At 37.3% G+C, this 11,764-nt stretch carries 14 protein-coding genes; 10 read left to right on the top strand and 4 right to left on the bottom strand.

Annotated features, from left to right (window positions below; genetic code table 11):
- Positions 1–318 precede the first annotated feature (318 nt).
- Positions 319–1,260, top strand: a complete 942-nt coding sequence (locus tag GUA46_RS14360; RefSeq protein WP_176621063.1) for a TerC family protein — start codon at positions 319–321, stop codon at positions 1,258–1,260.
- Positions 1,261–1,339: 79 nt separating this feature from the next.
- Here the strand turns inward: GUA46_RS14360 and GUA46_RS14355 are convergent, their stop codons facing one another.
- Positions 1,340–1,525, bottom strand: coding sequence for a CsbD family protein (locus GUA46_RS14355; RefSeq protein ID WP_108244415.1), 186 nt, complete (start codon positions 1,523–1,525; stop codon positions 1,340–1,342).
- Between the two features lie 239 nt (positions 1,526–1,764).
- Here GUA46_RS14355 and GUA46_RS14350 point away from each other — a divergent pair, with 239 nt between their 5' ends.
- The 3 genes from GUA46_RS14350 to GUA46_RS14340 all read left to right on the top strand — a co-directional run bounded on the left by GUA46_RS14350 (position 1,765) and on the right by GUA46_RS14340 (position 3,797).
- The gene (locus GUA46_RS14350) at positions 1,765–2,004 is read left to right on the top strand and encodes a DUF7218 family protein (protein WP_108244460.1); all 240 of its coding nucleotides are present in this window, start codon (positions 1,765–1,767) and stop codon (positions 2,002–2,004) included.
- A gap of 28 nt (positions 2,005–2,032) precedes the next feature.
- Complete coding sequence (locus GUA46_RS14345) at positions 2,033–3,046, top strand: AI-2E family transporter (RefSeq protein ID WP_176621062.1); 1,014 nt, start codon at positions 2,033–2,035, stop codon at positions 3,044–3,046.
- A 142-nt stretch (positions 3,047–3,188) separates the two neighbouring features.
- Positions 3,189–3,797, top strand: a complete 609-nt coding sequence (locus GUA46_RS14340; RefSeq protein WP_108244413.1) for a nitroreductase family protein — start codon at positions 3,189–3,191, stop codon at positions 3,795–3,797.
- A 47-nt stretch (positions 3,798–3,844) separates the two neighbouring features.
- On the opposite strand, the gene GUA46_RS14335 is transcribed toward GUA46_RS14340, so the two are convergent.
- Positions 3,845–4,045 carry a hypothetical protein gene (locus GUA46_RS14335; protein WP_108244412.1) on the bottom strand — a complete coding sequence of 67 codons (201 nt, stop codon included), beginning with the start codon at positions 4,043–4,045 and terminating at the stop codon, positions 3,845–3,847.
- 322 nt (positions 4,046–4,367) lie between these two features.
- On the opposite strand from GUA46_RS14335, the gene GUA46_RS14330 reads away from it, so the two are divergent.
- On the top strand, positions 4,368–4,808 hold the full coding sequence (locus GUA46_RS14330) for a DUF2383 domain-containing protein (RefSeq protein ID WP_108244411.1): 441 nt from the start codon (positions 4,368–4,370) through the stop codon (positions 4,806–4,808).
- A gap of 36 nt (positions 4,809–4,844) precedes the next feature.
- Here GUA46_RS14330 and GUA46_RS14325 read toward each other — a convergent pair whose 3' ends face one another.
- On the bottom strand, positions 4,845–5,876 hold the full coding sequence (locus GUA46_RS14325; protein ID WP_176621061.1) for a helix-turn-helix transcriptional regulator: 1,032 nt from the start codon (positions 5,874–5,876) through the stop codon (positions 4,845–4,847).
- Positions 5,877–6,088: 212 nt separating this feature from the next.
- On the opposite strand from GUA46_RS14325, the gene GUA46_RS14320 reads away from it, so the two are divergent.
- From GUA46_RS14320 to GUA46_RS14300, 5 genes are all read left to right on the top strand, one after another.
- A complete protein-coding gene (locus GUA46_RS14320) occupies positions 6,089–6,424 on the top strand; it encodes a hypothetical protein (protein WP_108244409.1) in 336 nt (111 codons plus the stop codon).
- 310 nt (positions 6,425–6,734) lie between these two features.
- Entirely contained in the window at positions 6,735–7,298 is a 564-nt protein-coding gene (locus GUA46_RS14315; RefSeq protein WP_108244408.1) for a helix-turn-helix domain-containing protein, read from the top strand.
- Complete coding sequence (locus GUA46_RS14310; RefSeq protein WP_108244407.1) at positions 7,295–7,762, top strand: response regulator; 468 nt, start codon at positions 7,295–7,297, stop codon at positions 7,760–7,762. Before GUA46_RS14315 ends, GUA46_RS14310 begins: the two co-directional genes overlap by 4 nt.
- Before the next feature lie 75 nt (positions 7,763–7,837).
- Positions 7,838–10,009 (top strand): sensor histidine kinase, encoded by a 2,172-nt coding sequence (locus GUA46_RS14305; protein WP_176621060.1) that lies wholly within the window; start codon positions 7,838–7,840, stop codon positions 10,007–10,009.
- A 198-nt stretch (positions 10,010–10,207) separates the two neighbouring features.
- Positions 10,208–11,230, top strand: a complete 1,023-nt coding sequence (locus GUA46_RS14300; protein WP_176621059.1) for a helix-turn-helix domain-containing protein — start codon at positions 10,208–10,210, stop codon at positions 11,228–11,230.
- A gap of 151 nt (positions 11,231–11,381) precedes the next feature.
- Here the strand turns inward: GUA46_RS14300 and GUA46_RS14295 are convergent, their stop codons facing one another.
- Positions 11,382–11,522: a hypothetical protein gene (locus GUA46_RS14295; protein ID WP_176621058.1), complete on the bottom strand. Its 141-nt coding sequence runs from the start codon at positions 11,520–11,522 to the stop codon at positions 11,382–11,384.
- Positions 11,523–11,764: the final 242 nt, after the last annotated feature.

Here is an 11,764-nt window from a genome sequence, read left to right as displayed (position 1 = left end):
TTCAAGTATTTCGAAAGAACCGATATAGTCTATTTTTATTTGCGATTACCTATTGCCGTTGAGGTAGGCTATAATTGGAATTGGTGATGCCCAAAGTGGTATTTGATGTTTTTTTATACTGATATCCAAGATTTCCCAATGCAGGTCATCGAATCTTTCTTTTGTTCATCCACTTCAATTAGAAACACTATGCTAAACCAAGCACCTTTAAGTAAGTACATTGATTTACTTTAATTCCAGTTTAACATTTTATTATACAACGTTTTGGTGAGGGAATCTGTTCCTTTGTATATTTTCGATTTATAATACATTTAGCGTATGACGGTTTGGATTATCTTCCTGTTGGGCATTCTTGTTTTTTTAGCTTTGGATTTGGGAGTTTTCAATAAAAATGCCCACGTGATAAGCGTTAGGGAGGCATCAATATGGACTGCGGTCTGGGTTTCTTTGTCCATGCTGTTCTCGGGAGTTATCTATTGGCTATACAATACCGGTAAAATAGATAATGTTGATGGCCTCGAACCTATGGAAGCCACAATAGATTACATTACCGGTTACCTTATTGAACTTTCCTTGAGCATTGACAACATTTTTGTTATTGCTGTAATTTTCACTTCTTTTCAAATACCACAAAAATATCAGCATCGTGTTTTGTTCTGGGGAATTCTGGGTGCCATAGTTTTTAGGGCCCTAATGATATTTTTTGGAGTGGCGCTCATCAAAAAATTCAGTTTCACGACCTATATTTTTGGAGCGTTTTTAATATTTACGGCCATAAGAATGGTTACTTCCAAAGAAAAACCTTTCGAACCCAAAAAATCTTTCCTCTATCGGAATCTTCGAAAAATTATGCCCATCACTTCACACATGGATGGACAAAAGTTTTTTGTTAAACTACGACACATTACGGCGGCCACCCCGTTGTTCATGGCATTGATAATTATTGAATTTACTGATGTTTTGTTCGCCTTGGACAGTGTTCCGGCTATATTGGCCATTACGTCCGATCCTTTTTTGGTATTCAGTTCAAATATATTTGCCATTTTGGGTCTTAGGTCCATGTACTTCTTTTTGGCTCACATGATCAATAAGTTCCAATACCTTAAATATAGTTTGGTCGCTATCTTAAGTTTTGTGGGGATTAAAATGATTTTGGCGCACCATGTTAAATTTCCTCAATGGATTTCATTAGGGTTTATAGGAGTTGCTTTGGGACTGGGGATTTTGGTTTCTTTCCTAAGGGAAGATAGGGCAGATTAAAAAGGTCTTTTTAAGAGATTGAGCACAAAAAAGCCCCCAAATAAATTTGAGGGCATGTCTCAAGAATAATTGAAAACGGTTATAGTCTTTCTATTTCCTTTTTCAAAGCTTCTTTGGAATTTCCTGTCTTTTCCTGAAGTTTTCCCAACATTTGGTCAAACTTTCCTTCGGAATATTTCAGGTCGTCATCGGTAAGCTCACCATATTTTTCTTTGAACTTTCCTTTTACCTGTTTCCACTTGCCTTCTAATTGATCATTGTTCATATCTGTATAATTTAAATTAATAATTATACATCCAATGTATTTCTTTCCATCGCGGGAGATCGCCCCGGAAACTTAAAATATTAACGCAATAAAAAGTTTAGCTTTTCTACTGTTACTAAAAGGCTGATGATGTCTTTAAAGACAATAAAAAAGTCAAATGGGGCAAGCGTAACGCCTTGATTTTTTAAATTTTGAAGAGGTGGGATATGAAATCTTACAACAAATCAAAAATTAGTGTTATGCCAAATCCACAAATAAAAAATGAAGAACAATATGAAGCTCTGAGGGATAAGGGTTATAGTAAAGAAAAGTCGGCCCGAATCGCAAATACACCAGATGCCGGAAAAAAAGGGGGCAAAGCAAACCCTTATGAAGAATGGACCAAGCAAGAGCTTTATAAAAAAGCCAAGATGATAGGTATAGAAGGCCGTTCAAAAATGTCGAAGAAAGAGCTCATAGGTGCTTTGAGAAACCACTGATAAAAGCGATTTCAATTTAAATAAGTTTATGAATTATATCCACCCAAAAATAATCCGCCAGATTTTTATTCTCCTTTTAATTATATTGATTGGAGGATTGATCATGTTGGAAATGGCGCCCTATTTTTCGGGAGTGCTCGGAACCATAACTTTGTTCGTATTGTTGAAAAAGCCCATGAAAAAAATGGTGGACAAAGGATGGAATCCAGTACTGTCTGCCAGTTTATTAATGGTAATGTCCTTTTTCATTATACTGTTACCGATTTCGGGAGCCTTGCTCATGTTGGGAAACAAAATCAGCAAGGCGTTGGATAATTCGGAAAAGCTCACATCCATCATAAAATCGCAAATACAGTATTTTGAAAATTTAGTGGGGTACAAATTCAGCTCACAAGTAGATGCTTCCGCTGTATCCGAATGGCTATCGGGAAGCCTACAAGGTTTGGTGGGCGGCACGTTCAATACCGCAATCGCCATATCCATAATGTACTTTCTCCTTTTTTATATGCTCACCAATCAGAAAAAATTATATAAAACTCTTTACGATTATATTCCGATAAGCAATAAAAACTTAAAGGTAATAGGGTGCGAGATAAGGGATATCGTTAGAGCAAATACATTGGGTATCCCGTTGGTGGCATTGGCCCAAGGGGTGGTTGCTTTGATAGGTTTTTTAATATTTGGAATCGAAAACCCATTTTTTTGGGCTCTCATGGTTACCATTGGCTCCATGATTCCCTTTGTAGGTAATTTTTTAGGAACCCTTCCGGTCTTTATACTCTCCTTGAGCAATGGGGAAACCTTTCAAGCTTGGGGGATTCTGATATATGGGATTGTTGTGGTAGGCTTAACGGATAACCTCATTAGATTGTACGTGCTCAAAAAACTGGACGATGTGCATCCACTGATTACCTTGATAGGGGTTATTGTGGGAATACCGCTGTTTGGATTCATAGGCCTGGTTTTTGGCCCTTTGCTGATCAATCTGTTTTTAGTGATCGTAAGGATATACAAAAGGGAGTATGGCAAAGAAAATCTTTGATAAAGTGTAAGTTAAAAATCAGAAAATTCACGATTCCTCATAAAAAACGATGGGAGTTCTTAAACGCAATAGCGTCAAAATAATAAGGTTTAGCAACAACCGATTTGAATTGATAAAAGTATACTTAAATAAAAAAAGAGCAATGAAAAAAGAATTGGAACAAATCAGACTAGGTAACATAGCGGATACCAATCACGAAATTTTTGCTTTGCTAAAGCAAAGATACAGCCCCAGAACATTTAGGGAGGAGAAAATTAAAAAAGGCCAATTGAATCAACTTTTTGAAGCTGCACGATGGTCCGCCAGTTCAAATAATTTGCAACCATGGCGATTCATTTATGCCGAAAAAGGGGCCGAAGCTTTTGACAAGATTGTGGACTGCTTAAGTGATTTTAACAAGAAATGGGCTCCAGAAGCCCCTTTGCTAATGTTGGCCATTTACAAAGAAACAACGGATGAAGGAAAAGAAAACTTCCATGCGCTGCACGATTTGGGGCTTTGTTTGGGAAGTATGTCCGTACAAGCCCAATATTTGGATATAGGACTGCACCACATGGCCGGTGTGGATTGGAAAAAAGCCGAGAAAGAATTCAATGTACCGGACGGATACCATGTTTCATCCGCTATTGCTGTAGGATATTATGGTGGACAACTGGATAAGCTGCCCAAAAAACTTCAGGAAAGCGAGCAGGCCGACCGACAAAGAATACCTCAAGAAGATTTTGCATTTAAAGAGGTTTGGGAAAGTTGAATCCAGGTTAAGCCGGCCAAAAGTAAAACATTATACCAGTACAATGCCTAGGCAGCAAAGTCCGGTGTTTCAAAAAAGAGCCCCGAAAGAACAATTCCAAATATGATGAGTATGAGTATAGCCAATATGATTACAAATCCTAGCTTGGTAATACCGCTTTTTTGGAAAATATAGTTTCGTTTGGGGCTGTTTTCATCTTTAACCAGTTCCGTATTTTCTTGAGGCTGTTTTTGATCTTTCTTATTCATAATGAGTCATCTTAAAGTTGATGGCTAGGTTATTCCAATAATAATTATTGGTAGGGTGAAGCTATATGTTTTTGTTTTTTTAACTTAGCATATTCAAAAAAAATATTGACTCAAAAAGAGGAGAGCAACTCAGTGTTCTTCCATTGAAAGGCAGTAAAAAGTGTATTTTGGTGTTCTTTGTACGGATATTCTGATTAAATGGGTCAACAATCATTTTTTCTGAGATAGTCTCCGAACTTTATTTTGAAGTATCTTTAGTTAAAAGGATGAATTCTTGCTCCCCCCAATAAAGCAATCTCCTAGATCTTAAAATCAAAAGGAAATGGACTATTCGCAATTACTGGGGAAGAAACTTAATGATCTTCTGGAAAAAATATACGGAGCCGAAAACGGATTCGAAAGAGTAGGGAAATTGGCCGATAGTCCCTCTTTAAAAAACTTTTTTTTAGAAAAGGCGAAGGAACGCTGTCATTTTGGGCATGAGCTGAAAATAGAGATGATGAAGTTCAATCAAGAAATAAAGGAAAACGTAGGGTCTGCAGGAACATTGCAACAGGGATGGATGGATTTTTCCATGAACAGAAATGAGTCTGTTTTTGGGGAAGCGATATTGGCTGAGGGAGCAGCACTTGATTGTTATAGGGAAGTATTGCAGGAAATAGATTTGCCTTCCAGCCTAGAGGCAATTATTCGGCAACAAATGAACAAAATCTCCAATGACCTAAACATCATAAAAAGATTGGGGAAGATTGCACAATCATAAAAATCGCATAAGAATGGTTAAATCAAAATGGTAAAATTATTTTGAATGGCCATTTTTGACCTGAGTGTGGTATTCTTTTGGTGTGATATTGTACTTTTCCTTAAAGAGCTTGGAAAGATAGCTTCTGGAATTTATCCCTACCTTATAACTTATTTCAGTAATGTTCATATCGGTATTTTCCAGATATTCTTTGGTCTTTTCAATCCTGTAATTTCGGATGTATTCGTTTACCGATGCATTGTAAAGCCGTTTGAACCCAAGCTGTAATGTGGTTTGGTTTAGTCCCACTCTTTTTGCCAAACTAACAATATTGTCCATTCTGTTGAGCTCATCATGGATTATTTCCGCAGCTTTTTCAATTTTGGCCAAGGTGGCCTGCCTTAGTATTTTATGTTCCCCAGACCCGTTCAGATCATCTAGATATTGTTGTAACTGATGTGAAAGTATTTCACATGCCTTGCCTTCCTGATATACAGTCTTCATAAAATCAGTTAGATCACACTCTGTAAATTCTTCCATAAACTTTGCAATTTCCAGACTGTAATGGGACTTGTGATAAAACAGTTGGGTACCGTTCAGGTCACGGAAGAGATCCATCAAATCTGTATTCATTTCGGAAAGAAATTCACTGATCTTATCCTCAAAAAGTTTCCTGTTGATTTCCAAACTATAAACACAAATGGGTTGATTGGCCGGAAAACGGAATATATGGTTGTTGTGTGGCGTGCTCGATAAAATAGCGTTCTCCAATCGTTGTATTTCATGCTCACCATCGGTTCCTTCAAACTTATGCAGAATTGGGCACTCTCTGTTAAAAATCAATTTTAAAGGGTGTACCAATCCTTTTTTTAATTCCAGTACCAGCTCTTTTTTTAGGCGGAAATCAAATTCCAAAACACCCACTCCGTTTTCAAAACAAGTACCCTTAATAAATCCGGAACCCAATTTGGACGGTAACCGTATACAGTGTTCGTTGTTTTCTTCCTCGACCCCTATTTTAAGATTATCGGCCAGGTCGTTGATGAATTCTTTGGTGTCCGTATCACGTATTTCAAATGTAACGCTCATTGCTATAATCTGTATGGCTAGGCTATGGCCGGGCTATTATCAACTTGTAAAAAGAAGATTGCCAAAGACCCTATTATTTAGTTTTAAACTGTTAATTACGTATATTTTTCAATTATGTGCCAATTTTATTTTTTAAATGGGTCAAGAATGTTAGTTTCTGTGTCAACTAAAATAGTTGTATTTTCTCATATTTGATGAAAATGACATGAGGTATGGAAAATGAAAACGCAAAACATGAAAAGGATTATATAAAAGCATATCAGGAAAAGGGATATACTGCCAATTTTAGGTTCGAGGAAGGAAAATTGATTGCTTCCGATTCCAAAACAACCTATTCACCGAATGACATCCATATTGTTGCTGATCATCGTTATGAAGGCATGAGCAACCCTTCGGATATGTCGATTTTATATGTTTTGGAAACCAATGATGGAAAAAAGGGTACCCATTTATTAGGGTATGGCCCCAATGCCGATCTGGATGCTGCTGAATTCTTCAAGGCTATCCCTGAAGAGAATGTTTCCGATAAGGCAAGCATTGATTTCTAAACCCCTCATTTAACTATAATAGTGTATCATCAAAACCTTCCCATAATACGTTACCATACTTACACTACTTATTTTTCTTCTAAAATGTATGGTGTGAACATTAGTTCCGATGAACAGATGTATTTTCTAGTAAACATAGTGTATTAAATTATTAAATAGGACTTCAAGACATCTTCCCTCCCTCTATACGGTAAGTTCAATATTGGCCAAAAACACCGCAATTGTGTTAAATAATTATTTAAATTTAGTCTATACTTGCAATGGCTTGCCCTGGCCTTAAAGAGACTTTGCCAAATTATGCAAGAGAAAGATGAAAATTAGTGTCAAATATGATTTAAATATCACTTGTAAAACCATTTTAAAGGAGCAATTGGATAAATTGAATATTCCTCACGTGCTTCATGGTACAGGTGAGATAGAGATAAAGCGGGCAATTTCCGATGAAGAGATGCAGGAATTGTTCAATAATTTGAATGCATATGGCATTTATGTCCTGAACGACCAGAAAACAGCCTTGGTGCAACGAATAAAAAATACCATAAACGAAATGTTGGAAGATGATCGGTTGAAATCGCAAAAGGTTTCCGAGTATCTTGCCGATAAATTGAACTATTCCTATACCTATCTCTCCAATCTTTTTTCTGAAACAACCTATACATCAATAGAGAATTTTGTGATTCTCAGAAAAGTTGACCATGCCAAAGACCTTATGGCCGACACCGACCTAACATTAACAGAAATAGCCTATCGTTTAAACTATAGTAGTGTAGCGCACTTGTCCGGACAGTTTAAGAAAATAACGGGATTGACACCTACCAAGTTTCAAGAAATATTGGAAAGACGAAGGGGTACTAGAATACAACAAACTATATGAATAAAATTCCTGCCAATTCAGGCAAACAGATTTTAAATGTAGCCCTTGCCGATGATGATGAGGACGACCGCTTGTTTTTCCAAGAAGCTATTGAGGATATTTCCATCCGGACAAAACTATCATTATTGAGCGATGGACAGGAATTGATGGACTATCTGAACCTTCCGAACATTATTCTACCGAATTTGATTTTTTTGGACTTGAACATGCCCATAAAAAATGGAATGCAGTGTTTAAAGGAGATTCGTTCAAATCCAAAACTCAATGATGTGTGCATTGCCATATATTCAACTTCATGTTCCGAAAACGATATTGAGGAAACTTTTGTCAATGGAGCCAATGTTTATTTGAACAAGCCCAATAACTTTAGTAAATTGAGGGATTCCATAGAGAAGGTTTTGCAGATCAATTGGCAGTACCATACCTCTAACCTCAATCGGGATAATTTTTTGTTGCGATTGTGATCAAAATTGAGCAGCATATATTTTAATTATGTGCTACTTATAATAAAACCTTAAAATAGGTTACTGCAACTACTAATGGATTTTAAGATTTTTCGTCGCATAGCCCAATCACCCGTAGTGGACAGAATCGCCTTGGCATTGGCCATAGTATTGCTTCTTTTTATTACCACCGTATTGTTCAAACAGATAAGGGATTTGGAGGTTTCCGCAGAGATGGTATCCCATTCCTTAACGGTGGACAAAGAAATAAATAAGTTGTTCACCCAATATGACTTGATGGAGTCTGCAGAGTTCAGATCTGTGATTTTAAAGGATTCAACTTTTGAAGAATCATACATAGACCATAAGTTGCAGAATGATAGAACCTTTGATAGGTTGTATGGACTGGTCAAGGAGATGCCCTACCATCGGAGAAATTTGGATACGGTATCAAAGTTAAAGGATAGCCTACATACGACCCTGACCGCATTACACGGTAAGGTAAAACCAATGGAGGCAGATTCAACCGCCATGGTGTATGTGGAGAGAGCAGCTTCCATCCTAAAAAAACTTAGGGGATTCAAGAGGAATATGCTGGCGAATAACGAGAACTTTCTTCAGGACAAATTGGTGACCTATAGGAGGCTTACCTTTCTTACGCCGCTAACCACATTGTTCCTTGCCCTGTTTTCCATTGTTATGTTCACTATAGCATTTTTCAGGTTACGGAGGCACAAAAATAAAATTCAAACCTCTGAGGCTTTGTTGCAGAACATTGTTCAGAGTACCGATAACATCATGAACTATTATGAGCCCATTTACGATTCCAATGCAAAGGTAATCGATTTTAGGGTAGCCTTTGCCAATATATGCAACAGGGACTATTTGAACCTAGAACCAGATGAACTTCTCGGAAAGCCGATAACCGAGGTTTTTCCGTTTATTCTCAAGAACAACGAACTGCATCGAATGATAGATTGTTTTCTTGAAAACAAGACCATAGATTTCGAACGTCAGGTTACTGTGGAGGGCCAACAATTTTGGTTCCACACCTTTGTTAGGGCAATGGATGGGGGAATATTGGAAGTAGTGCGAAACAATACAGAGGAGTACAATGCCAAGGAAAAACTACTAAGGGCCAACCAAGAACTGGAAGTTCAGAACTTTATTATGTCCGAGGCCAAGAAGGTGGCAAAAATTGGAAGTTATACATGGTATTTAGATACTGGGGAGGCAGAAATATCCGAAAACTACTACCGAATATTGGGGTGCGAACCAAACGAGTTTAAACCATCACTGGAACGATACAGGAGTTTTGTGCATCCGGACGATTTGAAGCAATATGATGAATACGGGGAATGGCATAGGGCAAAAAAAGAACCACGGGACCATACATACAGAATCATATCTAAAAGCGGAGAAGTAAAACACATACGTACCAAGGGCCAGTTTATACAAAAGGATGGTAGAACTGTAATGATCGGTGTAGTACAGGACGTATCCGACCAGATAGCTGCAGAAAATACATTGCGGATAAAGAATTTTGAACTAGAGCGTAGCAATGTGGAGCTGGAGTCATTCAATAGGGTGGTAAGCCATGATTTACAGGAGCCCTTGCGAAAAATCCAAATGTTTATATCCCGTATTGATGGGGAGGAAAAAAATAAATTGTCCGAGAGGGGAAGAGTATATTTTGATAGAATAGACAAAGTAGCGGCCAGGATGCAATCCTTGATCCGTAACCTATTGAACTATTCTCGAATAGATAGTACCCACGATGATTTTGAGGTAGTGGACCTGAACAGTGTTATGAAAAAGGTCAGCGAAGAAAATGCAGAACGCATTAAGGCTGAGGATGCAGAAATTGTTTGGGATAATCTGCCCATGGTACATGGAGTAGGCTTCCAACTTGAGCAACTTTTCGGCAATTTGGTGTCCAATTCCTTAAAATATCGAAATCCCAAAGTGGCTCCCAAGATAAGGGTTGCATCTGAAATGGTTGGCAATGACCAGATTGCTGAAGAGTTCTTGAAACCTTCCAAACATTGCTTTAAAATAACTTTTTCCGATAATGGGATAGGCTTCGATGACACCAATGCAAAGAAAATATTTGAAGTGTTTCAGCGTCTTCACTCCAAAAACCAATATTCCGGCACGGGCATAGGATTGGCCATTTGCAAAAAAATAGTCGAAAACCACCATGGCTATATCCAAGCTTCAGGTAAGAAAGGCAAAGGCTCCGTTTTTACCATCTACCTCCCTGCTTAGTCCGGTACACACTCTAAAACTCTCCCTAAAAGCTCGTTTAAGAGCTTTTTAACACAATTTCAAGGCATATCAAAAAGTTCTATAACAGAATCCAAAAGTTGTATAAAATAGTTTGTGGCTTGGTTGATGATCTTTACAAAACAAGATTTTTCATTATCAATCAGTAATAGAAAAAAACAACCTAAAACACAATAAGCCATGAAAACGATATCCCTAAAAACAGCAAAAATCCATCAAGTATTCGAACAATTGCAAGTAGATTTTGCAGGTAACCTAACACATGATGCGGAGGAGCATATTCTCGAAATAGACAATCCATTAGGGCAAGGTCTCATAAAAGGCATTTCTTTTAAAGGAGGCATATCCTACATGGAGTTTGACATGGAATTCACGGAAGATGTTATGTTAGTGGCCAGTTCTACCCAATATACCCCAATTTGTTTTGCCTATTGCTCACAAGGTCAAGTGTCGCACAGCTTTGGACCCAATGGCGAAAGACATGAATTGGAAAATTTTCAGACAGGTATCCTAACAAGCAAAACGTTACAGGACAATGTTCTCTATTTTGAGAAGGAGATGCGCCTTAAAATGATACTTGTTATTGTGAGTCCTACCAAAAGAGCGGGAAACGAAAATCATTTAAACCATGAGCTACAAAAACTGTTCTTTAAGAATAATGTTGTGGACAATTTTGCATACATAGGTTCTTACAACCTAAAAGTAGCGGAAAAGGTACGTCAAATAAACACCGTATCCGTGACCGGAATTGCAAGAAAACTAATGATTGAAGGATTGGTGCATTTAATCTTGGCCCTAGAGATTCAGCAGCATTCCGATGACCTTAAGAATGCGACGGTACAAGAATCTTCATTGACCAAAAAGGAAAGAGAGGTTGTAAGGGAATTGTCCGTCTTTATCAACAACTATCCCGAAAAACAACTATCTGTAGCATATCTCTGTAAAAAAGGAGGTTTATCGCCTTCCAAATTGCAAGAGGGCTTTAAAATGATGCACGGAACCACGGTAACGGACTATATAAGGGATGTTAGGGTACGATTGGCAGAGAATCTAATCAAGACCACCGATATGAACATCTCCGAGGTTGTTTACAGCATTGGTTTTATCAGTAGAAGTTATTTTTCAAAAATCTTTAAAGCAAAATATAACTGTAGTCCCAAAGAGTATAAGGACAAACAGAGAAGCTTTGCTATTTCAGCATAAAATAATTACAACATTAATGTTGTATCTCTATATATTCATAACATAACTATGTTATCCATTTATTATTAAAGTATCCTTGCGGGACTTATTAACATTAAAAAAAGCTCTCTTTACGAGAGCTTTTTTCTTAACCTACTAACAGTTATTTTTATTATTCTTTATTCTGCTGTTTTTTAATAGTATTCTCATCAATATCAAATTTGTTCGTATCGATATTGGTGTTACCAGTAGGGTTTGTTGGATTATTCTGTTTTACTTTTCGTTTAAATTTTCTTTTATCTGCAATACTCATAACTATTTTTTTAAAGGTTAAAAATTCATTTGGATGGTACCGCTTCCCAGTACCGTTGAGCATTAATATAAAGCACAGACGACGGACTTTTTGACGTTACTGGTTGAAAGATTGCCGTATATGGTGGATGTATGTCGGCAAAATCATGAATGTGAACACATTGAATCGGGAATGGGAATATCGCGATTTAATTGATTACGTCCAACATCTTATCTAAAGAGCAAAGCCAACAGTTGTATTTC

The sequence above is a fragment of the Flagellimonas chongwuensis genome, from assembly GCF_013376415.1.
GTDB lineage: Bacteria > Bacteroidota > Bacteroidia > Flavobacteriales > Flavobacteriaceae > Flagellimonas > Flagellimonas chongwuensis.
This window is presented reverse-complemented; position numbering and strand designations above follow the sequence as displayed.